The sequence below is a fragment of the Acinetobacter sp. YH12236 genome (assembly GCF_013417645.1).
Lineage (GTDB): Bacteria > Pseudomonadota > Gammaproteobacteria > Pseudomonadales > Moraxellaceae > Acinetobacter.
Genome location: NZ_VPDM01000037.1, coordinates 1 through 25,930, shown reverse-complemented (window position 1 = coordinate 25,930; position 25,930 = coordinate 1). Strand labels below are relative to the sequence as shown.

At 44.4% G+C, this 25,930-nt stretch carries 27 protein-coding genes, 1 rRNA gene and 1 pseudogene; 20 read left to right on the top strand and 9 right to left on the bottom strand.

Annotated features, from left to right (window positions below; genetic code table 11):
• Positions 1 to 193: 193 nt before the first annotated feature.
• Together FTV14_RS16095 and rph are read right to left on the bottom strand one after the other, a co-directional pair.
• The gene (locus FTV14_RS16095; RefSeq protein WP_005232802.1) at positions 194 to 316 is read right to left on the bottom strand and encodes a hypothetical protein; all 123 of its coding nucleotides are present in this window, start codon (positions 314 to 316) and stop codon (positions 194 to 196) included.
• A 149-nt stretch (positions 317 to 465) separates the two neighbouring features.
• Positions 466 to 1,182 carry a ribonuclease PH gene (gene rph, locus FTV14_RS13560; protein WP_004781384.1) on the bottom strand — a complete coding sequence of 239 codons (717 nt, stop codon included), beginning with the start codon at positions 1,180 to 1,182 and terminating at the stop codon, positions 466 to 468.
• Positions 1,183 to 1,376: 194 nt separating this feature from the next.
• On the opposite strand from rph, the gene FTV14_RS13555 reads away from it, so the two are divergent.
• Positions 1,377 to 2,006 carry a TetR family transcriptional regulator gene (locus FTV14_RS13555; RefSeq protein WP_034704013.1) on the top strand — a complete coding sequence of 210 codons (630 nt, stop codon included), beginning with the start codon at positions 1,377 to 1,379 and terminating at the stop codon, positions 2,004 to 2,006.
• Positions 2,007 to 2,104: 98 nt separating this feature from the next.
• Here FTV14_RS13555 and FTV14_RS13550 read toward each other — a convergent pair whose 3' ends face one another.
• Positions 2,105 to 2,722, bottom strand: a complete 618-nt coding sequence (locus tag FTV14_RS13550; RefSeq protein WP_004781380.1) for a thiol:disulfide interchange protein DsbA/DsbL — start codon at positions 2,720 to 2,722, stop codon at positions 2,105 to 2,107.
• A gap of 226 nt (positions 2,723 to 2,948) precedes the next feature.
• On the opposite strand from FTV14_RS13550, the gene ubiG reads away from it, so the two are divergent.
• From ubiG to FTV14_RS13480, 14 genes are all read left to right on the top strand, one after another.
• Positions 2,949 to 3,677, top strand: coding sequence for a bifunctional 2-polyprenyl-6-hydroxyphenol methylase/3-demethylubiquinol 3-O-methyltransferase UbiG (gene ubiG, locus FTV14_RS13545; protein ID WP_034704015.1), 729 nt, complete (start codon positions 2,949 to 2,951; stop codon positions 3,675 to 3,677).
• On the top strand, positions 3,674 to 4,363 hold the full coding sequence (locus FTV14_RS13540) for an HAD family hydrolase (RefSeq protein WP_180015455.1): 690 nt from the start codon (positions 3,674 to 3,676) through the stop codon (positions 4,361 to 4,363). The genes ubiG and FTV14_RS13540 overlap by 4 nt, the downstream gene beginning before the upstream one ends.
• Before the next feature lie 49 nt (positions 4,364 to 4,412).
• Positions 4,413 to 5,159, top strand: a complete 747-nt coding sequence (locus FTV14_RS13535) for a YciK family oxidoreductase (protein ID WP_004781375.1) — start codon at positions 4,413 to 4,415, stop codon at positions 5,157 to 5,159.
• 222 nt (positions 5,160 to 5,381) lie between these two features.
• Complete coding sequence (locus tag FTV14_RS13530; protein ID WP_180032192.1) at positions 5,382 to 5,801, top strand: hypothetical protein; 420 nt, start codon at positions 5,382 to 5,384, stop codon at positions 5,799 to 5,801.
• A gap of 182 nt (positions 5,802 to 5,983) precedes the next feature.
• Positions 5,984 to 6,139 (top strand): hypothetical protein, encoded by a 156-nt coding sequence (locus tag FTV14_RS13525; protein ID WP_179991889.1) that lies wholly within the window; start codon positions 5,984 to 5,986, stop codon positions 6,137 to 6,139.
• A gap of 306 nt (positions 6,140 to 6,445) precedes the next feature.
• Positions 6,446 to 6,841 carry an RcnB family protein gene (locus FTV14_RS13520; protein WP_004781371.1) on the top strand — a complete coding sequence of 132 codons (396 nt, stop codon included), beginning with the start codon at positions 6,446 to 6,448 and terminating at the stop codon, positions 6,839 to 6,841.
• A 222-nt stretch (positions 6,842 to 7,063) separates the two neighbouring features.
• A complete protein-coding gene (locus tag FTV14_RS13515; protein WP_159124174.1) occupies positions 7,064 to 7,426 on the top strand; it encodes an RcnB family protein in 363 nt (120 codons plus the stop codon).
• Positions 7,427 to 7,558: 132 nt separating this feature from the next.
• Entirely contained in the window at positions 7,559 to 8,902 is a 1,344-nt protein-coding gene (argA, locus tag FTV14_RS13510) for an amino-acid N-acetyltransferase (RefSeq protein WP_180015462.1), read from the top strand.
• 334 nt (positions 8,903 to 9,236) lie between these two features.
• Positions 9,237 to 10,196 carry a sulfonate ABC transporter substrate-binding protein gene (locus FTV14_RS13505; RefSeq protein ID WP_180025298.1) on the top strand — a complete coding sequence of 320 codons (960 nt, stop codon included), beginning with the start codon at positions 9,237 to 9,239 and terminating at the stop codon, positions 10,194 to 10,196.
• A gap of 88 nt (positions 10,197 to 10,284) precedes the next feature.
• Positions 10,285 to 11,217 (top strand): sulfonate ABC transporter substrate-binding protein, encoded by a 933-nt coding sequence (locus tag FTV14_RS13500; RefSeq protein ID WP_257218576.1) that lies wholly within the window; start codon positions 10,285 to 10,287, stop codon positions 11,215 to 11,217.
• Positions 11,218 to 11,233: 16 nt separating this feature from the next.
• On the top strand, positions 11,234 to 12,409 hold the full coding sequence (gene ssuD, locus FTV14_RS13495; protein WP_166137591.1) for an FMNH2-dependent alkanesulfonate monooxygenase: 1,176 nt from the start codon (positions 11,234 to 11,236) through the stop codon (positions 12,407 to 12,409).
• Positions 12,409 to 13,224 carry an aliphatic sulfonate ABC transporter permease SsuC gene (gene ssuC / locus FTV14_RS13490; protein ID WP_166137594.1) on the top strand — a complete coding sequence of 272 codons (816 nt, stop codon included), beginning with the start codon at positions 12,409 to 12,411 and terminating at the stop codon, positions 13,222 to 13,224. Before ssuD ends, ssuC begins: the two co-directional genes overlap by 1 nt.
• Before the next feature lie 25 nt (positions 13,225 to 13,249).
• Positions 13,250 to 14,056 (top strand): ABC transporter ATP-binding protein, encoded by an 807-nt coding sequence (locus tag FTV14_RS13485; protein WP_180054030.1) that lies wholly within the window; start codon positions 13,250 to 13,252, stop codon positions 14,054 to 14,056.
• A 348-nt stretch (positions 14,057 to 14,404) separates the two neighbouring features.
• Positions 14,405 to 15,028 (top strand): TetR/AcrR family transcriptional regulator, encoded by a 624-nt coding sequence (locus FTV14_RS13480; RefSeq protein ID WP_005232857.1) that lies wholly within the window; start codon positions 14,405 to 14,407, stop codon positions 15,026 to 15,028.
• A gap of 72 nt (positions 15,029 to 15,100) precedes the next feature.
• Here FTV14_RS13480 and FTV14_RS13475 read toward each other — a convergent pair whose 3' ends face one another.
• Positions 15,101 to 15,664 carry a 5'-nucleosidase gene (locus FTV14_RS13475; RefSeq protein WP_180011126.1) on the bottom strand — a complete coding sequence of 188 codons (564 nt, stop codon included), beginning with the start codon at positions 15,662 to 15,664 and terminating at the stop codon, positions 15,101 to 15,103.
• A gap of 255 nt (positions 15,665 to 15,919) precedes the next feature.
• On the opposite strand from FTV14_RS13475, the gene ribF reads away from it, so the two are divergent.
• From ribF to FTV14_RS13450, 5 genes are all read left to right on the top strand, one after another.
• Complete coding sequence (ribF, locus tag FTV14_RS13470) at positions 15,920 to 16,921, top strand: bifunctional riboflavin kinase/FAD synthetase (protein ID WP_034705207.1); 1,002 nt, start codon at positions 15,920 to 15,922, stop codon at positions 16,919 to 16,921.
• 64 nt (positions 16,922 to 16,985) lie between these two features.
• Positions 16,986 to 19,832 (top strand): isoleucine--tRNA ligase, encoded by a 2,847-nt coding sequence (gene ileS / locus FTV14_RS13465; protein ID WP_180017312.1) that lies wholly within the window; start codon positions 16,986 to 16,988, stop codon positions 19,830 to 19,832.
• The gene (lspA, locus tag FTV14_RS13460) at positions 19,825 to 20,364 is read left to right on the top strand and encodes a signal peptidase II (RefSeq protein ID WP_004781354.1); all 540 of its coding nucleotides are present in this window, start codon (positions 19,825 to 19,827) and stop codon (positions 20,362 to 20,364) included. The genes ileS and lspA overlap by 8 nt, the downstream gene beginning before the upstream one ends.
• Positions 20,357 to 20,839, top strand: a complete 483-nt coding sequence (locus tag FTV14_RS13455; RefSeq protein ID WP_125278879.1) for a peptidylprolyl isomerase — start codon at positions 20,357 to 20,359, stop codon at positions 20,837 to 20,839. The genes lspA and FTV14_RS13455 overlap by 8 nt, the downstream gene beginning before the upstream one ends.
• 133 nt (positions 20,840 to 20,972) lie before the next feature.
• Positions 20,973 to 21,515 carry an NADPH-dependent FMN reductase gene (locus FTV14_RS13450; protein WP_005232867.1) on the top strand — a complete coding sequence of 181 codons (543 nt, stop codon included), beginning with the start codon at positions 20,973 to 20,975 and terminating at the stop codon, positions 21,513 to 21,515.
• A 254-nt stretch (positions 21,516 to 21,769) separates the two neighbouring features.
• Here the strand turns inward: FTV14_RS13450 and FTV14_RS16160 are convergent.
• From FTV14_RS16160 to rrf, 5 genes and pseudogenes are all read right to left on the bottom strand, one after another.
• Positions 21,770 to 22,163 (bottom strand): annotated as a pseudogene (locus FTV14_RS16160) (tautomerase family protein).
• Between the two features lie 375 nt (positions 22,164 to 22,538).
• A complete protein-coding gene (locus tag FTV14_RS13440) occupies positions 22,539 to 23,696 on the bottom strand; it encodes a PQQ-dependent sugar dehydrogenase (protein ID WP_180054029.1) in 1,158 nt (385 codons plus the stop codon).
• 143 nt (positions 23,697 to 23,839) lie between these two features.
• Positions 23,840 to 24,832, bottom strand: coding sequence for a GGDEF domain-containing protein (locus tag FTV14_RS13435; protein ID WP_180054028.1), 993 nt, complete (start codon positions 24,830 to 24,832; stop codon positions 23,840 to 23,842).
• 54 nt (positions 24,833 to 24,886) lie between these two features.
• Positions 24,887 to 25,327 carry a hypothetical protein gene (locus tag FTV14_RS13430; protein ID WP_218948198.1) on the bottom strand — a complete coding sequence of 147 codons (441 nt, stop codon included), beginning with the start codon at positions 25,325 to 25,327 and terminating at the stop codon, positions 24,887 to 24,889.
• A 485-nt stretch (positions 25,328 to 25,812) separates the two neighbouring features.
• A 5S ribosomal RNA gene (rrf, locus tag FTV14_RS13425) occupies positions 25,813 to 25,927 on the bottom strand.
• Between the last annotated feature and the right edge of the window lie 3 nt (positions 25,928 to 25,930).

Sequence of the window (25,930 nt, the reverse complement as noted above, 5' to 3'; positions counted from 1 at the left end):
TCATGAAATACGGTATTCTGATGTGACAAAACCTGAATCCTGGTCGTTAAAGTGTTTGTTTGCACTCATATTTTAACTGTTAGGACTCAGGTTTTTTTATTTAAAGCAAACTATGGGACAGCAGTGGTGCCATAGCACCCTTTTTCTTATTCTCAAGGATATAAATCATAGAGGTTGAATGGCCTCTACTCTGTTAATTGGTATCACTTCCTCGTTCCATATTTGCACCATCGCGGTTTTCATCACGAGAATTCGAATCGCAGGCAGTTAAACCCAGCACAGCAAATACTGAAAATGCCATTAACCATATTTTCATGTTATACCCCTCTGAATGAGATTTGGTTAAAAGATCATCGCTTAAAACAGAGGTTACACAGTAGACAGATCCTGTTCATTTTTTGTCAGGCAATGTGTAGGTACAATAAAAAACGCATCCGAAGATGCGTTTTTTACAACTTGAAAAGCTTACCAGCCCAAAGCTTCTTGCTGTTTCTTGATCAGTTCCTGAATCCCTTTTTCAGCCATGGCCAGCATGTCATTGCATTGCTCACGGGTAAATGGCTTATCTTCAGCAGTACCTTGGATTTCAATAAATTCACCTGCCTGAGTCATCACGACATTCAAGTCAGTCTGACAGTTTGAATCTTCTTCATAGCAAAGATCCAGCAAGACTTCATCTTTAAAAATACCTACAGAAATGGCTGCTACCAGACCTTTAAGTGGGTCCTGTTTAATTTTCTTTTTCTCAAGCAATACGTTCATGGCATCAATCAATGCTACGGCTGCACCCGTAATTGATGCAGTACGGGTACCACCATCTGCCTGGATCACGTCACAGTCAATGGTAATGGTATTTTCACCAAGTTTTTTCAGGTCGACCATTGAACGTAGGCTACGACCGATCAGACGCTGGATTTCCTGAGTACGGCCACTTTGTTTGCCGCGAGCAGCTTCACGATCACTACGGGTATGTGTTGAACGTGGCAGCATGCCGTATTCTGCTGTTACCCAGCCTTGACCCTGACCTTTCAGGAAACGTGGTACAGAGCTGTCCACACTGGCAGTACACAGCACTTTGGTATGACCAAATTCAACCAATACGGAACCTTCCGCATAACGTGTATAGTTACGGGTAATTTTCACTTCACGTAATTGATCTAATGCTCGTTGGTCGATACGCATAATAGGTCCTGCTGTTGACTAAAAATAATTGCGGCTCAGTATAACAGAAGCCTCCGCCAAGATTGGAACAGAGGACAGATCATTTACAAAATCACTGGACACGCTTTGCTTGTATAGATTTTTCAGTCCATCTGCGCTACTGCGATGGACAGATGTTTTTTGCTAAACTGCAAATCTGCCGAAGGAAAATCCCTATGTCTTTACGTGAAGAACGCAAGCACCAAAGCCGCCAGGCCCTCCTCGATGCTACCTTGGCATTGAGCAGCCGTGGCTATGCATTTAGCAGCATCAGCCTGCGCGAAATCACTCATGAAGTCGGACTAGTACCTGCCGCATTTTATCGACACTTTCAGAATATGGATCAGTTGGGGCTGGAACTTCTGGATCAGGTGTCAATTCATCTCAAAGGTGTGCTGAGTCAGTTGGGACCTGCAGATTTTTCTCTGGATGAGCTTTCAGCCAAAATCGAACTGTTTTTTCAAGCAGTCGATGCCCATCCCGAAGCCTGGACATTTGTCAGTGCCGAACGTTGGGGCGGTTCCAACATTCTCAGACAAGGGATTGAGCGGGAAATTCATTATCTGACCCAAGATTTAAGGCATACCCTGGAACAGATTCCAGCCGTCCAGCAATCTCCTTCTCCAGCCGAATTAACCGCACTGGCACAGATCTTAGTTCCTCTCGCATTAAACTGGGCTATGGGCTGGATTCAGCTTCAGGCACAGCCTGATCCTGCACTGCGGCAAACTCGGATAAATGACTTCAAAGCGCAAAGCCTAAAGCAGTTAGAACTGTTATTTCGTGGAATTTTATCTCAAGCCTGAGATCTCATCTGAGTGAAATCTATTTCGCAGTTCAATTTTATCCTGACATAAAAAACCCGCATATAACAGCGGGTTTTTAGATTCATGCAGATCTGGTGTTATTTAGCTTTACGCTCTTTTTCAACCAGATAATTTACCACTTGAACCACTTTGGCATCATCGCCCTGAACCACATACTTACCATTTACGGTTACCGCTGGTACGCCGCTTAACTGATAAGTCGCAGCCAGATTTTTGGCCTGTGCGATTTTTGAAGAAATCGGGAATGATTTATAAGTGGTATTAAATTTCGCTTCAGAAATACCATAACGGGTATAGAACTTAGCCAATTGAGCCTGTTCCAGAATTGGCTGTTTCTTCGCATGAATATCATGGAATAGCTGCAAATGTGCTTTTTGACGAACACCTAGAGCTTCAGACACATAATACGCACGAGCTGCCTGTTCCCATAGTGGATTCATCGCGGCTGGGGTACGCACGAAACGTACATCTTTAGGCAATTTTTTTAACCAGCTTTGCATGTGTGGTTCAAGAGAATAGCAGTGACCACAGCCATACCAGAAGAATTCACGGACTTCAATTTTCCCCGGCTTTTCAACTTTTACTGGATTCGCCAGGACTTGATAGTCTTGACCTGCTACAAAGTTGGCGGCCATTGCACTGCCAGAAAATGCCAAAACAGATGCGGCTACAGTGCCTAAAATAAATTTTTTCATTGGGATTATCGTCCTCTAAATCATTATGTCTAATTTATGGCTTCACTATAAAGTAATTATGCCGGTTTCGTTTTTATTCTGTGAACTTTTTTACAGCTTTTATCGCTTTTTTTTCCAGAATCGCTACACTAAACAAGTGTACTGATTTACAAGAAGTTAAATCTGTGTATACCGCCTCTGGGCGAACTTAAATTTTAAATAATCACGACTGATTGAGGTAACACCGATGTCGCAATTGAATGTTGATCCACAAGAAATTGCCAAGTTTGAAGCATTTGCAGCTATATGGTGGGATCAGCATTCCGAGTTCCGCCCATTGCATATGATCAATCCGCTACGTCTCAACTGGATTGATGAACATGCTGGTGGCTTGAGCGGCAAGAAAGTGCTGGATGTGGGCTGTGGCGGGGGCATCCTGTCAGAAAGCATGGCGCGCCGTGGCGCTCAGGTGCTGGGCATTGATATGGGCGAAGCGCCACTGAATGTGGCACGCATCCATGCTGAGCAGGAAGATGTTAGCAATATTGAATACCGTCAGATTCCGGTAGAACAGCTGGCAGAAGAGCAAGCCGGTCAATACGATGTGGTTACCTGTATGGAAATGCTGGAACATGTACCTGATCCAGCCTCTATTATTCAAGCCTGTTATAAACTGGCCAAACCAGGTGGTCATGTCTTCTTCTCGACCATTAACCGTAATCCAAAATCTTATCTGTTCGCGATCATTGGTGCAGAATATATCCTGCGTATGCTGGCCAAAGGTACACATGATTACAGCAAATTCATCAAGCCTTCTGAGTTGGCGCACGACATCCGTAATGCCGGTTTAAAACTGAAAGATATGACTGGCCTGCATTATAACCCGCTGACCAAGCGTTACTGGCTGGCACCGAATGTTGACGTGAACTATATGGTGTATACCGTTAAAGAAAGTGCGCAAGAGGCTGCCCAATGAAGGCGGTTCTATTCGACCTGGATGGTACTTTAATTGATACCGCAGCTGACTTTATCCGGATTATCCAGCATATGTGCCGTGAAGCCGGCCGTGACGTGGTGGAAGCTGATCTGATCCGTACCCAGGTTTCAGAAGGTGCACGTGCTATGGTCAAATTGGTCTATCCGGAACTGCAACTGGAAGACCCGGTTTTCTTGGATCATCGCCAGCGTTTTCTGGATATGTATGGTGCAGATATTGCTGTGGATACAGACCTGTTCAGCGGAATGTATCCTCTACTTAAAGAATTAGAGGAAAATGATATCCCTTGGGGAATTGTGACCAATAAACCGCGCTGGTTGAGCGAAACTTTACTCAAAGCTTTAAACCTGACCGAGCGCTGTGCCGTACTGGTCTGTCCGGAAGATGTGACCCGAACCAAGCCAGATCCGGAGCCGATGTATCTGGCTGCCGAGCAGCTACAGCTGGCTGCAGAAGATTGTATTTATGTCGGTGACCATCCACGAGATATTGATGCAGGCCGCAATGCCAAGATGTATACCATACTGGCAGCATACGGTTATTTACCACTGCAATACAAAGATGACTTAACAGCCTGGCAAGCCGACTATATAGTGAATACAGTGAACGAGTTACATCAGCACATTCAGAAACTGGTCTTGAGCGAGCCAAGTGTCCTGTCTTGATTCCTGAAACTACTGAAGACACTTAACAATAATAATGAGGAGGTAGATAATGAAGTATTCAGAATATCAACCTCGCCCCGATCTGTTAAAAGATCGTATCATCCTGATCACGGGTGCGGGCGATGGCATTGGTCGTGCAGCAGCAATCAGCTATGCCCTGCATGGGGCAACTGTAGTTCTGCACGGGCGTACCTTAAACAAGCTTGAAGTCATTTATGACGAGATTGAAAGCTTAGGTGCGCCGCAACCTGCCATTCTCCCATTGCAGTTATCTAGCGCCTCTGAACGTGATTATGAATTATTGCTCGACACGCTCGATCGCCAGTTTGGCCGTCTGGACGGGATTTTGCATAATGCCGGTATTTTAGGCGAGCGAGTGCCACTGGCAGATTATCCGGTTAATGTCTGGGATGATGTCATGGCGGTTAACCTTCGTGCGCCTTTTGTGATTACCCAAGCCCTGTTACCCCTGCTGGAAAAATCCAAACATGCTTCTGTGGTCTTTGCCAGTTCCGGCGTAGGTCGTGAAGCCCGGGAATGCTGGGGCGCTTATTCAGTTTCAAAAATTGCCATTGAAGCAGTGAGCCAGTTATTTGCCAAAGAACGGGTCAATTCGAATATCCGTTTTAACTGTATCAATCCAGGCGCTACACGTACGGCAATGCGTGCCAAGGCTTATCCGAATGAAGATCCGAAAACCTTACCGACACCGGATTCCATCATGCCAGCCTATCTGTACCTGATGGGTGAAGATAGCTTGCATATGAATGGTCAAAGTATTGATGCTCAAGATTAAGCTTTAATTGACGCCTATTTAAAAGCCAATGTCCGCATTGGCTTTTTGTTTTTAAACTCTATAAAGATAAGGTCCATTTGACAGCTGGCTATTCTTCTGCCCAATTCATCCAGATTTCAGACTGAATCAGCCAGACCTTTCTTATTTCTACAATACTGTCTTTATTCAGTTCGCTGCAAATTCCCCTATACTAGCGCCAACAGATTTTTATTTGAGTGCAACATGACTGACTTAAACAACATCACCGTGACGACTTTGGAAGATGGCATGGTCTCTCTGCTGGTCGATCAGCAGCCGATCTCTGAAAAATACGGCATGAAGTTTGATGCCAGCATTGTCGATGACATTCAGACACTCGAAAATGGTCAAAAACTGAAACTGTTTGACCAGTTTGTCTTTTCCCATACCGATCTGAATTTTGAACATTCCTATCATTATGTGACGGGTATCGAAAAGCTGGGCGATCGTTATCAGGTAGCGAAACACTTTGTCTATCGCATCAAGATCGAAGGTCAGCCTGAAATTGAACATGTGATCAGCAATCAGGGCAAAGCAATGACAGCGGAAGATGTGCATGCCTTTATTCAGGCACATGTGCAGAAATCCCTAAGTGACTATACTGACCTGAACTATGCCTATTAAGATCGTTCATTAGATCCCGAAGAGCGCATTTACGGATAATGCGCTTTTTTTATCCTTAAATTCTTTAAAAAGCAGATATAAATCGTTTTAATGAATCAATAATATAAAATTATTCGGTTTTCCAAATTAATATAAAATTTTTATAATGCTTTTCAAGTTAAATCAAAGCGAAGGAAAATTAAATGACAGACCAAAAACGTAAAACTGAAACTATTCGTCGTATTGAAAACTTGCAGTTATCAACTGCCCTCATTTTGGCTTTAGAAGATGCAGTCGAGGCAGAGTCTGTGGCTGAAGCCATTCAGTCTTTACAGGGTTTAACGGAACAGTGGAATTGAAAAATTGCAATGACCGAATCAAGATCTGGCGCATAAAAAGAATATTTTTCCACTAATTTGAGACGGTTTTGATACACAATTCAGGACATTGCGCTTGCATCTTTATCCCGGTTTTGCTGAAATGCCAATGGGGCTGGGCATAACTGGTCAACTGACTGAAGTGCATCCTAAGCTTATGTAAAATCATGGCATAATCATAATTTCTCTGTAATTGATATAAAACTTCAGCCAGTTCTTCACAGTTTCTCTGCAATTTTTCCGTACATTAGTTACTGTAGAAAATGAACAATTGAATGAGGGTTCAACATGAAAAAGGTTCTGGTAGCATTGGCGATGTCCTGCAGTGCATTCATGCTGGCAAATGTTGCAAACGCTGCCCCTCATTTCAATGATGAACAGCGTATGGAACGAGGTCCGGGTCATCATCAGGCCAAGAAAGCGCGTGAGTTCCATGACGATCACCAAGACCAGTATGATAAACGCCGTATGCGTGAAGAACGTGGTGTTAAACGTCTGCAACAGTTACGCTGGCAGCCTGGTTATGTCATGCCGCAGCATTATCGCAGTAATGGCTACAAGGTCGAATATAAGGACCATAAACTGCCTAAACCAGACCGTAAGCAGCAATGGTACAAAGTCAACAATGACTACATTCTGGTGAACTCTGAAAATAACAGTATTGTCCGGATTATCGGAGACTGATTTAGAACCTGATGCAAAGCCCAACCTCGTTTGGGCTTTTTGATTTTTCGGATGAGCCTTTTTAGGCTTTTTCTTATTTTAGAGCTTTCCTTTTAATCGTGGCTAATCTCCTAAATTCCTTCATGAATTTAACAATTCCACTAAACTGGCCTCACGCTTTCTATCTACTTATTCGCTAATTTAATCTCATCGAAAACATGTACAGATTTTTAGGTGAGAGCCATGAAAAAAGTTTTAACTACAATTGCCTTATCTCTTAGTGCGCTGGTTGCTACTTCTGCAATGGCAGCACCGCAGCATCATGATCCACGTTATGCACCGCATAAACCAGCACCGCACTGGAATCATAAAGATGCGAAAAAATGGGACGACCGTCGTTACAACAACCGTGGGGTTAACCCAAGCCGTGACTGGCGTGTAGGTCAAAAACTGCCAAACCAGTATGACAACCGTCGTTTTGAAGTCAGTGGCTATGAAGCACGCCGTCTGCCGAAAGCAGGTAAAAACCAGCAATGGTACAAAATCAATGGTGACTATGTACTAGTCAACGATCGTAATGACAAGATTGTTCGAATCATCAACTAATCATTCTCTTTTCTGCCCTTCTAGTAGACACCTGAAGCTCGCTTCAGGTGTTTTTTTATATCTGTACTTCCACTTCAGTATTTTTTCATTAGAATCAAAGCTAGATCTTTAAATATTGAAATAGGCACAGCTATGACTGCAGCAGAAACCTCACCGAGCAACACCTTGCAATATGTGCACTGGTTTCGCCATTCTGCGCCTTATATCAATGCTCATCGCAATAAAACCTTTGTGATCATGTTTGATGGTGAAGCGGTATTGCATGGCAACTTTCAGCACATCATTCATGATATTGCCCTGCTCAATTCTTTAGGAATCCGTCTGATTCTGGTACACGGCGCGCGTCCGCAGATTAACCAGAATCTGGCTGCGAGTGGCTTCGAGACCCCTTTCCACCAGCAGCGTCGGGTGACGACACGTGAATCCTTAAGCTGTGTACTGAATGCTGTAGGATCGATCCGTTTACAGATTGAGGCGCTATTATCGATGGGGCTGGCTAACTCACCCATGTATGGTGCGCGCATTGATGCCGTTTCTGGAAATTTTGTTACGGCCAAACCTTATGGCATCCGTGACGGGGTCGATTTTCAGTTAACTGGTGAAGTTCGGGCGATTGATACTGATGCGATTCAACGTCATCTGGACAATCATAATATTGTGATTCTCGGTCCGACCGGCTATTCAACCACAGGCGAAGTTTTTAACCTTCTAGCTGAGGAAGTTGCCACCAAAACTGCGACTCGCCTCAAAGCCGATAAACTGATTATCTTGGGTCGACAGCATGGTCTGCTCGACAGTAAGGGTCAGTTAAAACGGGAAGTAACCCCACAGCAACTGGATGACTATATTCTTTCTGATGAACAGGATATTGAAATTCGGCTCCAGCTCAAGGCCGCTCAGGAAGCTTCCCGAAATGGCGTCAATCGCGTTCACCTGATTTCGTATACCTATGACGGCGCCTTGCTGGAAGAACTGTTCACCCGGGATGGTTCCGGCACCATGATCACCGATGCGCATTATGAAGAAGTGCGTATGGCCGATATTCAGGATGTCGGTGGCCTGATCCGTTTGCTCCGCCCCTTGGAAGAAGAAGGTATTCTGGTTTACCGTTCGCGGGAGCGTCTGGAAAATGAAATTGACCAGTTCGCGGTAATTGAGCGTGACGGCATGATTCTGGCCTGTGCTGCCCTGTATCCGATTCCGACTACGGGCAATGAACTGCGTTCCGCAGAAATCGCCTGCGTTGCAGTAGATCCAAGTTACCGTCAATCCAACCGCGGTAGCCAGATCCTGCATTATCTGGAAGATAAGGCCAAAAGTCTGGGTATTCAGCAACTGTTTATTTTAACGACCCGTACTGCACACTGGTTTCTGGAACAGGGTTTTGAACCGGCATCAGTAGATGATTTGCCTGATGCCCGACAGGCTTTTTATAATTATCAGCGCAATTCAATTGTCTGTAAAAAGTCACTTTAAAGTGACTTTCTATTCGCTCTCATATCTCTATTTTAGATAACGATATTCATAAAACCTGTATTCAGCATAAAAATCCTATTGCTGATTTTCTAATAAGCATATCTGGCCACTTTATTTAGAATAAATAATTTTATATTTCATTGCCTTATATAAATAATTCTTTCTTCCTAAATTAATGTGTAAATCACTTTCCTGCATAAGTTTTGCACTTTTTTATTTATCTTTTTTCTTCATTAGAAATTCCTGAATAGTTATTTTTTTAGAAAAGTAAAAAGCTTTAGCGTATGCCTAAGCTCTTCATTTCACATTTCTAAATTTTCAGGAGTTCTGATTCATGCGCCAATCACACATTCAATTATTCACAAAAACTGCGGTCCTTAGTGCTGCGGTGGCTGGCGTGATGATGCTTTCTGGCTGTGGCAAAAAACAGGAAGCCGTGACCCTGAATATTGGTTTCCAGAAATATGGCGTACTGCCGATCTTAAAAGAACGTGGCACCTTAGAAACGTCATTAAAAGAACAAGGCGTGAATGTGAAATGGGTTGAATTCCCGGCTGGTCCTCAGTTGCTTGAAGGCTTGAATGTCGGCAGCGTATCTTTTGGTGAAGCCGGTGAAGCGCCACCGATCTTTGCTCAAGCAGCGAATTCAAATCTGGTCTATGTGGCCAATCAGCCTGAAGCACCGAAAGCTGAAGCGCTAATCGTACAAAAAGATTCGAATATCCAGTCAGTTCAGGATCTGAAAGGCAAACGTGTTGCCTTAAATAAAGGCTCAAATGTTCATTACTTACTACTTAAAGTCCTTGAAGCCAATAATCTGAAACTCAGTGATATCGAAGTGGTTTACCTGCCACCTTCTGATGCCCGTGCCGCTTTTGAACGCGGTGCTGTCGATGCCTGGGTGATCTGGGACCCGTTCTTCGCTGCAGCAGAACATCAGATTGGTGCGCGTGTCATCGCAACGGGTGAGAACATCGTCAGTAACCATCAGTTCTATCTGGCAGATCGCAAGTTCGCTGAAGCCAACCCACAGATTATTGAAGCTGTCGTGAATGAACTCAACCTGACCACTGAGTGGGTTTCTGCTCATCAGGATGAAGCCGCCAAACTTCTGGAAAAACCGACAGGCCTGGCCTTTGATGTATTGAAAACGTCTATTTCACGCATGGGTTTTGGAGTAAAACCACTCACTCCCGAAGTGGCACAAAAACAACAACAAGTGGCTGATGCTTTCTATGGTCAGCAACTGATTCCAGCCAAACTGAATATTCAATCTGCAATTATCGCGAAGTAAACCAAAGAACAATTTAGGGGATTTAATCATGACTCAACATCAGCTACACAACAAAGCAATCACATGGTTCAAGACCTCCAGTCATGGAATGAACGCTGCATTAGTTGCTTGCGCGATGTTGGGTTCAAGTGCCGCTTGGGCAGTAGATCCTTCTGTTAAACAGCTTCGTGTGGGCTATCAAAAAGCTTCTGTGAACCTGGTGATTGCACAGCAGCAAAAACTGTTTGAAAAAGAATTTCCAAATGCAAAAATCAGCTGGAATGAATTCCCAGGCGGACCACAAATTCTAGAAGCATTGGCGGTAGGTTCTATCGATGTGGGTGCAACTGGAGATACACCTCCTGTCTACGCTCAGGCAGGCAATAAGCCATTGCACTATTTTGCTTATGAAACTGCAAAACCTTTATCTTCTGCCATTCTGGTCCAGCATAATTCCAAAATTACCAAGCTGAGCCAGCTCAAAGGTAAACGTGTTGGCGTGCACCGCGGTTCAAGCTCACATTATTTACTGGTACAGGCAGTACGCAAAGCGGGTCTGCAATGGACCGATATCCAGCCGGTCTGGCTAAGCCCTGCTGATGCGCGTGCAGCTTTCCAGAAAGGGGCGATTGATGCCTGGGCGATTTGGGATCCGTACTATGCTGCGGCTCAAGTAGAAGATAAAGCCAGAGTTTTATCTTCAGGCAAGGGCTTAAGTCCAAATTATACCTTTTACCTGGCTTCAGAAAATTTAATCAAAAATCATCCGCAAGCCTTAAAAGGCATTATCAAGCAGGTCAATGTTGCAGATAAATGGGTACAAAGCCATAAGGCTGAAACTGCAAGCATCTTTGCACAAAGTACCGGTCTAAAACCGATTGTCAGCCAGACCTTTATCCAGCGTCGTCCGAATCCGTCTGGTGCGGCACCGCTCACCAAGAAAGTAATTGCCGATCAGCAGGAACTCGCAAACCGTTTCAGCGAACTCAAGATCATTCCGAAATCTATCAATATTCAGCAAGCCGTTTGGGCAGGCAAATAATCTAAGGATCAAAGACATGAAAATTTTCTGGTTTATCCCGACACATGGCGACAGCCGCTACTTAGGTACCAGCAAAGGTGCACGCCAGGTTGATCATGCCTACATGAAGCAGATTGCGGTTGCGGTCGATAATCTTGGTTATGAAGGTGTATTAATCCCGACTGGCCGTTCATGTGAAGATCCATGGTTAACTGCAGCCAGCCTGATTGATGCTACTAAAAAACTGAAATTCCTCGTCGCGCTGCGTCCAGGTGTTACTACGCCTGCCCTGACTGCACGTATGGCTGCAACCTTTGACCGTCTGTCTGGTGGCCGTGTATTGCTGAACCTGGTGACGGGTGGTGATGAGCAAGAGCTAAAAGGCGACGGCGTTTATGAAGATCATGCAACACGCTACAAGACTGCAGCTGAATACACCACCATCTGGCGTGAAATCCTGACCCGTTCACATACCGGCGAAAGCTTCACTTTCCATGGTGAACGTCTCAGTGTAGATGATGCCAAACTGCTTTATCCACCAATTCAAAAACCATATCCACCACTCTGGTTCGGTGGTTCTTCAGATGCAGCCGTTGAACTGGCCACTGATCAGGTTGACACTTACCTGACTTGGGGTGAGCCACCTGCAGCAGTGAAAGAAAAAATTGAAAATGTGCGTGCCAAAGCGGAAGCGAAAGGTCGCAAGCTGAGCTACGGTATCCGTCTGCATGTGATCGTGCGTGAAACCAATGAAGAAGCATGGAGAGCAGCAGACGAGCTCATCCAGTATGTGGATGATGCCACCATTGCTGCTGCACAAGCGAAATTCAAGCAAATGGACTCTGTCGGCCAACGTCGTATGGCTGAGCTGCACAATGGCGACCGTAGCAAACTCGAAGTGTCTCCAAACCTGTGGGCAGGTGTAGGTCTGGTACGTGGCGGTGCAGGTACAGCGCTTGTAGGAGATCCAGAAACTGTCGCAGCACGTATTCAGGAATATGCTGATCTAGGTATCGATACCTTCATTTTCTCAGGCTACCCACATCTGGAAGAATCGATCCGTTTTGCGGAACTGGTATTCCCATTACTTCCGCTTGAAACTCAGCAAAAACTGGCTCAGCCAAACCTGACTGGTCCATTCGGTGAGATTGTGGCAAATAACTACACTCCAGATGAGAACAAGAAGGCTGAGAGTATTCAGGAGCCAGCTTAATGTCGAAAGTCGTTTCAGTTGAAACCCTCGCAGAAAAGAAGGTTTCACGTGGAACACAGCTTGGGCAGCGTTTGCTGCCCTGGTTAGTTCCTGTCGGATTAATTCTACTCTGGCAAATCGCGTCGAGTACCAGTTTGCTGGAAAGCCGCATTTTGCCTGCACCAAGTGCCGTAGTCATCGCGTTCTGGAATTTGCTGCTCAGCGGTGAATTGTGGACACATGTCAAAGTGAGTGCTGGCCGTGCTTTAAGTGGTTTGTTGGTAGGCGGTGGTCTAGGGCTAATTTTGGGTCTACTGAATGGTTCATCCAAAACGGCTTCTACCCTGCTGGATACCACCTTGCAAATGATCCGTAATATCCCGGCTTTGGCCTTAATTCCACTGGTCATTCTCTGGTTCGGGATTGATGAATCAGCCAAGCTGTTTCTGGTCGCGATTGGTGTGTTTTTCCCGATCTATATCAATACCTATCATGGGATTCGTTCAGTCGATCCCCAGCTGATTGAAATGGGTAAAAGCTATGGCCTGACTCGCTGGCAGCTTTATAAAGAAATCATCCTGCCAGGGGCAATGCCTTCAATTCTGGTCGGCCTACGTTTTTCACTTGGTCTGGTCTGGGTACTGCTGATTGTGGCTGAAACGATTTCTGCCCAGTCCGGTATCGGTTATATGACCATGAACGCGCGTGAATTCCTGCAAACTGATGTCGTACTGGTGGGTATTTTACTGTATGCCCTGCTCGGTAAACTGGCAGATGTCCTAGCCGTGGCCTTAGAACGATTCCTGCTGCGCTGGCATGCTGGCTATCAAAAATAATTGAAAAAATATTGAGGAGCATGTGATGACTGATCTCAGCTTAGGGCGTCTTGCCAATGATCCGACTACAGTGCAGGAGCCTGCTGCAACCGACATCAACCCCAATGCCGTTGCGGGTGCCGAAATCATTATTGAACAGCTGCACAAGTTCTATGGTTCGGTGAAGGTACTGGAAGATCTGGACCTGCATATTCAGCCGGGTGAATTTCTGGCGATTGTTGGACGTAGTGGCTGTGGTAAAAGTACCCTGCTTCGTCTGATTGCAGATTTAGAAAAACAGAGCTATGGCGAAATTAAATTCAAGTCCGCACGTCATATCCGTGAAGGCATCACCGCTGATGATATCCGCGTGATGTTCCAGGATCCGCGTTTATTGCCATGGCGCAGCATCGAACAGAACGTGCAACTCGGCTTACCCAAAGACCAGCATGACAATGCATCACAAATGCTGGAGAAAGTCGGCTTAAAAGAAAAAGCTGGACTTTGGCCTTCACAACTGTCTGGTGGTCAGCGTCAGCGTACAGCTCTGGCACGTGCCTTGTCACATAAGCCGCGTATTTTATTACTAGATGAACCACTTGGTGCGCTGGATGCCCTGACCCGTCTGGATATGCAGAACCTAATTGAAAAATTATGGACTGAACAGGGCTTTACCGCGATTCTGGTCACCCATGACGTGAGTGAAGCCGTACAACTGGCAGACCGGATTATCCTGTTGGATAAAGGCCATATTGCCAAAGAGTTCAAAGTTGATCTTCCACGTTCACGACAAAAGAATGTGAAATTCGCCGAACTTGAACAGCAGGTTCTGAATGCCGTTCTGGCAACCTAAAATGTGAGGGAATCTGGAATAACTGTTTATTCTGGATTCCTTATTTCGAATCAAGAGAATATCTGTCTCACTGATTATTTATTCAGCAATTGGCAAAATTTCAACTTCATTCATTAATTTTATTTTAACTTTATGATGCTTCAAGGTAATAATTAGTACTTAAAAAATCATCAACCTTTTCAAAAGCTTGGTTTTTAATTCCTGCGCCTTAAACCAATACTAATTATATCTTTAATCTAAAGAATAAATCATCATTATTCATAAAATTAGCACCTGACTTGATGCACAAATCTGATGATTTGACGTACAATTAAAAATTCCCTTTTTAATTGTTTTTAATATTTGCTGATGGAACAAAAAAAGAGTACTCAAAAACGCAACCAGCTGCTGAATGCTGCACTCGATGTTTTTTCCCTATACGGTTTTAATGGGGCGAGTTTAGATGAGATCGCGCAAATTGCAGAAATGCATAAGTCGAATATTTTCTATTATTACGAAAATAAAGAGGCGCTCTATGTAGAGGTTTTAACGACCGTTCTACAAAAATGGCTGGCACCTTTACAAATGCTAGAAGCTGATCTTGAGCCTGAAGAAGCGATTACCAATTATTTGATGCAAAAAATTGAAGTATCGCGTACCCAGCCTAAAGCTTCACGCCTGTTCGCTCTGGAAGTGATTCAGGGTGCGCCGCACATTTTAGAAATCTTAAAAGGTCCATTGAAAAAACTGGTCAAGCGTAAAGCCAAAGTGATTTCAAACTGGCAGGAACAAGGCAAGATTTCTAAAGATATCGATCCTGAACTGCTGATTCTGAATATCTGGGCGGTAACCCAGAACTATGCAGATTTCGCGACTCAGATGGAAATGGTAACAGGCAAGACCTTACGTAACCGCAGCATGCAACAACGGATTATCCAGCATACTGTACATATGATGCTGTACGGCGTACTTCCGCGTACACAAGAAAAATAGGTCAACGCAAAAATTATTTGGCATACGACCATAAATTTTATGGTCGCCGACCCCTTCTCTCACCCTTTATTATTATTTTAACGTTCGATATAAATTCAATAATTTCTGCGCACCCAGCAGCAGATTCTCTTCCCAGTCCAAGTGAGCGCTATCATCTGCACCGTCAGTAATATATTTGACTGAAATCAGGCGCACATCCAATTTTCTGCATACCTTGGCCAGCGCATAGCCTTCCATATCCACCAGCTGACAAGCCACTTTTGGTAAGTCTATTTCAAAGCTGTCCCCTGTTCCACAAACCCCTTTCGGTAAATGGGCAAAGAACGGTTCCAGATCAATTGCACCCGGCAAATGATTATCCATCGGGGTAATGCCGACGTCAAACCCCAAGGGTGAAACATCCATATCACGTTGCACAAAACGCTTAACTTCGACCAGTTCATGCGCCTTGAAATGGGAACTGCCTGCGGTGCCCAGATTAATCAGGGTCTTACAGCGAGTTTTCTGAATCACTTCAAAAGCCTTAAAAGCAGCATTCACCTTGCCGATGCCACTATAGTGGACTTCTACACCTTCTGCTTCGAACAAACCTTTGGATTCACTGGCCAATGCCATAATGAGTGCCGAATCTGACATGCAAACTACTCGATACTGAGAAAACCGTGACATTAGAAAGCAAAATCCAGGCAATGAAAAGCGGGTTTTTAGATTTCTGTTTTGCAGATCTTTCACTTAAATAACCGCAGAAGATTCTTGGATGGCACACTTTCTTCTTGATGGGTTTCGTGATTTTTCAATAATTTTTTTGCATAAAAACACAACAACAAGACGAATCGTTGAGATTATGGCAATATATAGCCTTTCCTATTTTTCAATTCCCTGATTTCGCCTATGCAGCTGCTCCGTCTCAATGCTTTAGCGTCACATTCTGAATTGCCAAAAACCGCCGTTACGATTGGTAATTTTGACGGCGTGCATCTGGGTCATCAGGCCATGATCAAACAGTTAAAAGCTGTTGCAGAAGCTGAGCAACTAAAAACTGTTGTGATGATTTTCGAGCCACAACCGCTTGAATTTTTTAAAGGTTATGAAGCACCGCCGCGTATTTCCTCTTTGCGTGAAAAAGTGGAATATTTAAGCGAACTGGGTGTGGACTATATTGCGGTCGCCAAGTTTGATCATCATTTTCGTAGCCTGAGTGCCGAAGCCTTTGCCGACATTCTGAAAGATAAACTGAATGCAGCGCATCTGGTCTTGGGGGATGATTTTCACTTTGGTAAAAACCGTCAAGGTAATAGTGAATTCCTGCGAGACTACGGATTTAAGGTTACCAACCTGCATACCATTGCCTTGGATGGTGAACGGGTCAGTTCTACCCGCATCCGTCAGACTCTGCAAGCGGGTGACCTGGCTCTGGCAGCCAAATTACTGGGACGTCCTTATAGTATTACCGGCCGGGTGCAATACGGCGACCAGATTGGTCGTACCATTGATTTCCCGACCATTAATGTCCGGTTAAACCGGCATAGACCCTGTCTGCAGGGTATTTATGGGGTTGAAGTCGTCTGTGAAACCGGATCACTCAGCGCCAAGGTTCAGCAAGAAAATCCTGAACAGCCGGGTATTGCCGGCTATGATCAGGGCAGCCTGTTTGGTGCCGGTCATGTAGGTACCCGCCCTGCGATCAAACAGACTCATCCGGAATGGCGATTAGAAGTACATTTTCCTGATGTTTCTGCTAATCTGTATGGCCTGTTAATGCGGGTAACCTTCTTGAATTATCTGCATGGCGAAAAAGATTATCCTTCGCTTGAAGCGTTAAAGGCCGGAATTGATGATGATGTTGAGAAACTGCTTGAGTTTCGTCGAAAACACCCCACATTTCCCTTTTAATGTCCCGTATTTTTATTGTAAAACGTGTCAGTCTAATGACTGATTAAATTGGAAGACAACTTGCATGAGCGATAAGCAAACTCCTGAAAATGCAGTGGATTATAAAGCCACGCTGAACCTCCCAGGTACTGACTTTGCAATGAAAGCAAATCTGGCAGTACGTGAAGCGAAATGGTTAGAAGAGTGGTATGCCGATGACATTTATCAGCAGATTCGTGCATCGCGAATTGGCAAGAAAAAATACGTGCTTCATGATGGCCCTCCATATGCCAATGGCCAGATTCACTTAGGTCATGCAGTCAACAAGGTACTTAAAGACATCATCATTAAAAGCCGCATCATGGACGGCTTTGATGCGCCTTATGTGCCAGGCTGGGATTGTCACGGTCTTCCAATTGAACTGAAAGTTGAAGAAAAAGTCGGTAAGGTCGGCGTTAAAGTGGATGCGCCTACTTTCCGTAAAGCTTGCCGCGAATATGCATTGAGTCAGGTGGAGCTACAGAAAAAAGACTTCATCCGTATGGGCGTGTTTGGTGACTGGAGCAATCCTTACCTCACCATGAACTTCAAGCAGGAAGCCAACATCGTGCGTTCACTCGGTGAAATCGCGAAAAATGGCCATATCCAGCCAGGTCTTAAACCGGTGAACTGGTGTCTGGACTGTGGTTCAGCACTGGCTGAAGCTGAAGTTGAATATGAAGATAAAAAGTCAGACGCGATTGACGTGGGTTTCACCGTGGTGGATCTGGCGGATCTGTCTGCACGTTTAGGTGTTGAAGTTAAAGACTCAACCGATATCGTGATCTGGACGACTACGCCTTGGACCCTGCCTGCGAATCAGGCGGTTGCTCTGCACGCTGAAATTGAATACCAATTGGTTGTTGCACGTGGTGAAGATAAAGCGGCGCAAAACTTTATCCTGGCTAAAGATCTGGTTGAATCTGCGACTGAACGTTATGGCTTTAACGCGGTTGAAGTGATTGCCGATTTTGCCGGTGCGAAACTTGAGAATCTGGTACTACAACATCCTTTAATCGCTGAGCGTCAAGTGCCAGTTATTCTGGGTGAACACGTTATTGCAACCAGCGGTACTGGTGCTGTACATACTGCACCTGGCCACGGTGTGGACGATTATAAAGTTGGTCTGCTGTATAACCTGAAAGTAGATAATCCAGTGGGCGGTAATGGTGTGTATTTACCGACTTCACCACTATTTGCAGGCGAACATATCTACAAGGCCAATCCACAAATTATTGCGGCGCTTGGCGAAGCTAACAAGCTATGGGCACATAAGCCGATCAAGCATAGCTACCCGCACTGCTGGCGTCATAAAACTCCGATTATCTTCCGTGCGACCCCACAATGGTTCATCAGCATGGATGAAAAAGGTCTGCGTCAGGGCGCATTGAATGCCATTGAAAATGACATCAGCTTCGTTCCGGATTGGGGTAAAAACCGTATCCAGGCAATGATCGAAGGCCGTCCGGACTGGTGTATCTCACGTCAACGTACTTGGGGCGTGCCAATCCCATTCTTCGTGCACAAAGACACCAATGAACTGCATCCTCGTACACCTGAACTGATCGAAGAAGTGGCTAAACTAATCGAACAGGAAGGTATTGATGCCTGGTATAATCGTGAAGCCAAAGACTTTATTGGTAATGATGCTGAGCAGTACAACGCAGTTCGCGATACCTTAGACGTATGGTTTGACTCTGGTACAACTCACTATGCAGTGCTGCGTGACCGTGAAGAGTTAACTGATCCAGCTGATTTATATCTTGAAGGTTCTGACCAACACCGTGGCTGGTTCCAGTCTTCATTATTGACCTCTATGGCAATCAATCAACGTGCGCCATATAAAGGTCTGCTGACTCACGGTTTCGTGGTTGATGAGAAAGGTCGCAAGATGTCGAAATCGCTGGGTAATATTATTACTCCGCAAGACATTATCAAGAACATGGGTGCAGACGGCCTGCGTTTCTGGATCGCTTCAGCAGATTACCGTTATGAAATGACCGCAGGTAAAGAAATTTTTAACCGTGCATCAGATGGTTACCGTCGTATCCGTAATACCCTGCGTTTCTTGCTGGCGAATTTGAATGGCTTCAATCCGGAAACTGATGCACTACCTGTAGATCAACTGATTGCACTGGATCAATACATCCTGCAACGCGCCAATGATGTACAGGAAACCATCAAGAAAGCATATGAAGATATGAACTTCCATATCGTGACCAATGCCTTGACCAATTTCTGTATTAACGACCTCGGTGGTTTCTACTTAGACATCATCAAAGACCGTCAGTACACCACTAAAGCAGATTCACAGGCACGTCATTCTGCGCAAACTGCGCTGTATCATCTGGTACAAGCCTTTGTTCGCTGGATGGCACCAATCCTGAGCTTCACCGCTCAAGAAGCATGGCCACTAATTCCAGGTCAAAGCGAGAAATATGTGTTCACTGCTGAATGGTACGATATTCCAGTTTCAGCACAGGCAAACCTGTTGTCTGAAGCAGACTGGCAAACCCTGATTACAGTGAAATCTGCGGTGAACAAGCACATTGAAAATGCGCGTAACGAGAAACTGGTGGGTTCAAACCTGTCTGCCAAAGTTGAGCTGTGGGCCAATGATGAACTGAAAGCTGTTCTAGACCGTCTGGGTGATGAGCTGCGTTTCGTTTTGATCACTTCTCAGGTAATCGTGAATCCGTTTGATGCTGCTCAAGGCAATGACGCTGAACTTGAAGGTCTACGCGTGAAAGTATCTGCGGCAGATGGCGAGAAATGTGTACGCTGCTGGCACGTGCTTCCTGATGTGAATACACATGCCTCACATCCAGGACTATGCGGTCGTTGTATTATTAACCTCCCGAGCGGCCAAGGTGAAGAGAGAAAATATGCCTAACCCACAGCAGAAAAAGGGTCTGTTCCAGTTCTATCCTCACAATTTGTGGTGGATTGGACTGGCTATTCTGGCGATCATTCTAGATCAATGGACCAAATGGATTGCGGTAACACATCTGGAATATGCAGATCCGGTGCCCGTCCTGCCCTTTTTAAATTGGACACTGTTACATAACTATGGCGCTGCCTTTAGTTTCTTGTCCGATGCCGGTGGCTGGCAACGTTATTTCTTTACTTCTCTTGCAGGCTTAGTGTCTGTGGTTTTCGTGTTCTGGCTGATGCGTATGCCAAAGAGCATGAAAGTATTACCATTAGCGGTTGCCCTGATTCTGGGTGGTGCTATTGGTAACCTGATTGATCGCATTTCTTTGGGTTATGTGGTTGACTTTATTCATGTCTATTATCAGAACAGCCACTTCCCTGCTTTTAATATTGCGGATAGTGCCATTACTTTAGGTACGATTCTGCTGCTGATTGATACGTTTTTCCTGGAAAAACACCGAATTCAACGTGCACAGGCGCAACATGACTGATTTTATTAATCCTAACGAGGAAACTCGTGTTGAAGACGGCTCTAAAGTCGAGCTTCATTTTTCTGTCGCGATCGAAAGTGGCGTAGAAATTGACAATACCCGTAGCCGTGAAGAACCGGTAAGCCTGACCATTGGTGATGGCAACCTATTACCAGGTTTTGAAAAAGCCTTGATGGGCTTGCGTGCTGGTGACCGTCGTACCGTCAGCCTCCCGCCCGAAGAAGCTTTTGGTCCGTGGAATCCTGAAAATGTCCAAAAATTTGATACGGTGAAATTTGGCGAACGTCCGATCGAAGGTCACATGATCGAGTTTGAAGACAAGGCCAAATCGACTTTGTATGGCGTAGTAAGATCCGTAAATGATGATATTACCGAAGTGGACTTTAATCATCCGCTTGCAGGTAAAAATATCACCTTTGAAGTCGAAATCTTCAAAGTTACTCCAGCTGGCCAGCAAGGCGTGAAGCTGATGTAATATCGGCTAATCACATGATTTAAAAGAGCTCCTTCGGGAGCTTTTTTAGTTTCTGGATACAAATCCTCTCTAGTCTCTGTTCAGAAATCTGATTAATTTAATTTGATGAGCATGCGATAAGAAAGGGAAAGATATGAAAATTTATATTGTGGTTGGCAGTGTGCGTGAAGGACGTACAGCAATTAAGGTCGCACATTGGGTACTACAGGAAATTAAAAAATATGGTTTTAGCACGCTTGAAACCGAACTTGTCGACTTAAAAGAATGGGATCTTCCGCTTTTTGCTGGTTCTCATCCCCCATTGACCGGTATTTATGATCAGCCGAAACAGCAGGAATGGGCTGACTTTATTGCCCTTGCGGATGCATTTATTTTTATCAGTCCCGAATATAACCATGGCTATAGCCCGGCATTAAAAAATGCGCTGGATTATCTGGCCAAGGAATGGCAAGGCAAGCCGGCAGCCTATATAGGTTATGGCGTCACTAATGGCTCACGTTCCATTGATCAGATCCGCCAGGTCGGCACTCAGCTCGGTATGGTGGATACCAATGCGATTGTAGAGCTGCGAGACATTTTTAGTCGCAATAAAGACTACAGCTTTGAAGGAAATGAATTCGACAATAAAACACTCAGAGATGTCGTGGATAAGCTGATCCAGTATGTCAGTGCCTGAGGACGACAGCGATGTGCGCTTTAGCCTACAGGCAGCGCAGAATTTGTCGGCTATTCCCACTTTCAGTTCAAGGCTATAGTTTGATTCATAGACAGACAGGAAGTCTGCAAAGCGATACAACAACAATAAAAAGCGCAGAGTAACAGGACGTTGACAGGTCAGACAGGAGTCAGATCTGAAAAGCAAATCCAGAAAAGCCTCAACAGGATGTTGGGGCTTTTTTGTATTTAAAATCTGGTATTTTTCTAAAAAGGTCAGATCTCTACATTAAAGCCTAAATTGACATCACAGGCTGCTTGTCCGCCTCGGATTCCCCAGTTTTCCAATGGACTTTCCTGCAGATGAATCAGGATATGGTCAGACGGAATGCAGTTTTCCCAAGCTTTCTACACTCTGTTGATACAGTTTGCGCTTGGTCTCCAGACTTCGGCCAGCGAAGCAGTCAATACTGATCTAAGTAAAATATTCAGGCTGGGCCAGATGAACCATATATTGAAAACGATGGGCTTCATGTACCACCAGCCGGATATTACGGTCATAGTCAGGCAGTTGAAAGGCATTTTTCACACAGTGAAATACGCTGTCGAGTAACTGCTCTTCATCAGCCTGGGAATATTGCTGCCGGACTTCAATTTGAACGGTAGGCATGTGCTTCTTCTTTTTATTATTTTATTGAATTCTTTTAGATATTTTTTATTGAATAGAGAGATGAGCTTTAATAAGGTCTTCTATCTCTACCATATCGCAAAATTATCCTGAGAACTCTGGAATTAATTGGATAAATATTTTCAAGTGACCTTGTCGCCTCTGGCCTACAGCAGATGCGGTCAATGCCTCTACTCGGTCTTTCTGACTCAGGCTATATTGAGTGCATACCAAGACAGGAAGTCTTGCAAAAACAAGAATAAAACATCGGCAGGATGCTGATTGATACCGGAGGAAAGGTATCTGAGCTAAATTTGAAAAGGCCCTCACAGGAGTTGGGGCCTTTTTCTTTCATTCTGATATTAACTATTTAGCTTTTTACTGAGGGGCGGTCATCTTAAGCAACTTGGCTTTTGGACCATCTTCAATCACCCAGAGTGAGCCATCTTTGGCCTGAATCGCACCACGAATCCGCTCTTTCATATCCAGTCGCTGTATTTCTTTAACAGGGCTTTGAGTAGTATCAATCACGATCATTGCCTGAGAAGACAGACCTGTAGCAATGGCTTTATTTTTCCATTGAGGAAAGCTATTGCCAGTATAGAACAGCAAGTCTGAAGGAGAAATTACTGGAGTCCAATCTAGTGCTGGTGCTTCAAACTCTGGTCGGGTACTGTGATCTGGAATCGGCTTGCCATCATAATGATCTCCATTGGAGACGATCGGATAGCCATAATTTTTGCCTTTCATCACTTTATTCAGCTCATCACCGCCTTTAGGACCCATTTCAATCACCCAAAGCTGCCCTTGTGGATCAAATGCCAAACCGAGAGGATTACGGTGCCCCAGACTCCAGACCTGCTTGGCAATTTCACCCTGATTCATAAATGGATTATCGAAAGGAATTGAACCATCGTCATTCAGACGAATAATCTTGCCGGCATTGGATTTCATGTCTTGAGCTGGATTGAATTGCTGACGTTCACCCGAACTGATCCAGAGTTTGTTATCTGAGCCAAAGATAATCCGGTGCCCATAATGGCCCTGACCGGAAGAAAATTTCGGTACCTGAGTCCAGATTTTTTTGATCTGAGTGAGTTGTGGTGTGCTCTTGGTGAGATCCAACTTGCCACGAACCACGACTGCACCATAACCACCTTGCCCTTGTTCAGCATAACTGAGATATACCCACTGATTCTTGGTAAAGTCAGGATGGAGTACAACATCGCCTAAGCCACCTTGTCCGCCATAGGCCACTTGAGGAATACCCTGAACAGTTTGAGTGCTGCGATTGGCTGGATTAAATAATTTTAACTTTCCAGATCTTTCGGTAATCAGTAAACGTTGATCTGGCAGCTCAGTGAGTGCCCATGGCTCATTCAACTGCGTAAATTCTTTAACTTTATAGACTTGCTGTGTGGTTTTGGCAGAGGATTGCCCAGCTGCCGGTGATGAAATCTTGTCTTGGGCACAGGCAGTCAGGCTATAGGAACCTAAGCCTAATAATAAAATTGCTGCAATTTGAGTTTGTTTCATTGTTATTTTTCATGCTAATTTCATTCAGATAAGTACCAATTTAGCATTCCAGACAGCGGCTAAAATAATAAAAAAGTAAAGGAATCGTAAGCGGATATAACTTGATCGGATAAAGATAGCTGATGTATTGATTGGATTTTTTATTATTTAATACAGGCTGAATCGCGAAGAATTTTCGCCTGATACAACTGCTGATCGGCTGTTTTCAGTAAACGGTCAACATTTCTATAGATATGTTCAGCATCCATAATCGCTGCCCCAACACTGATACTGATCCAGGACTTGTCATCCCCACGATTGGCATGTTCCAAATTGAGCTTACGGATGACCTCACAAAGTTGCTCGGCAAAAGCTTCGGCTTCCTGCCAGGAAATATCTGCCAGTAAAACCGCAAATTCCTCACCCCCATAACGTGCCAGAAAGCCATTTTCAGGCAATATTTGCTGAATGGTTTGAACCAGTGTTTTTAAAATATAGTCACCTTTGAGATGGCCATAATAGTCATTATAGTTTTTAAAATAATCCACATCGATCATATAAACAGCCAGCGAAGATTGGTTTACGATCGCATGCTCATATTCCTGCTGAAGCTGTTCATTTAAGGCAAAGCGATTATAGGCACCTGTCAGCGAATCCAGCCTCACCTGCTGCGCGAGTTTCTCATTAAGCAGAGTAATATCACGTGTACGGTCCTGAACCTTCTGATCAAGTTCTTTATTCAGGCGCAAAAGCTGCTTGTTTAACAACTCGGTATTAATACTTTGCACCGCATAATCACGGCTGAGCTGAAAGGTAATTAAAATAAAATAGGCACAGGAGGTATAAAATGCAATTTCAACTGAATCAATTACCTTAAGCGCAAGTAAATAGTCATGCAGGAAGGTCAGGCAGACCAGCACCACCGCAATAGAATTGATCTTGGAATAACGCACATGCGATTTGTGCATGCGGTAAGCGCCATAAAGCAGATTAATAAAAACCAGTACTGCAATACTAAAGCTTTGGAAAAAGAAGCTCTGGAAGATATAAGGCAGCGTAAACAGGGTCACAGCCACATTGATACTAATTAACAAAGCTGTGATTTTTAATAAATAAGGATTTAACAGTCGATACGGCAATAAATAGATATAAATCAAGAAGAACAGAGTCGCCAATTCAGTCAGTAAATACTCAAATCGTGTGCCCCATACCTAGGAAATATTCGTGAATAAAGTATAAATGAATGGGACTGCAAAGAAGCTACGTAGGCTCAAGCACAGAATAAACAACCCTAGAAACAGCAGCAAATTACCTGCTTGCGTTTTAAGGCTGCGAAATACTGCAAAGAACACCATAAAGCAGCCAATCATCAGCAGAACGCCACTGATCACACTTAAAGGAATTACCTGATCATAAAACTTATCCAGAATAGGCTGGTTAAAGCCAATAAACATGCTGTTTTCCAGCCCGCCACGGATATGGTGATAACTTGAAGCCTGAATGGTAATCGTCACTTCCCGCTGTGAGGGAAAGAAAGAAGCCAACTTTGGCACCATCATGGTCTGATGCTGACCATGTATGCCTACCTGCCCTACTTCTATCAGGAGATGATCATCGACATACATGCGATAAGCCCCATACTGATAAGGCACATAAATATAAACCGCATGATTGATGACTGATTCAGGCAGCCTGAAGGCTTTTTGAAAAGTTCCAATATGGTCTTTATGACCTGTTAAGGTCAGGAAAGAATTAGGTAAATGAACTTTTTCAGCAGCAAGAGTCTGATTAGAGGAAGTTAATTGAGATGGTCACTGCCCAGAAGTGGGATCAATCAGCTGATTGGGGTAGAAATCCCATTTTCCATCGAGTTTGACATACTGATGATGATCAAAATTTAATTCTGTTACAGCGTATAGCTGTGGAGAAATCAAACTGAGCCATATCAACACAAATGTGTTTATGAGAATCTGCTGCATATGACTCAGAGAATAAAAAATATTTACACGAGTAGTATAACATTTTACAGCTGATCAGAGATTATACAGCTGTAAAAAATTAGTCGTTAAAGAGAGAAAAGTGATTATATAAATATAAAAAAAGCCCCCTGCGTGAGCAGAGGGCTTTAGGAATAATGAGCTGGCGATGACTTACTCTCACATGGGAGACCCCACACTACCATCAGCGCTAAGAGGTTTCACTTCTGAGTTCGGGAAGGGATCAGGTGGTTCACTCTTGCTATGGTCGCCAGCACA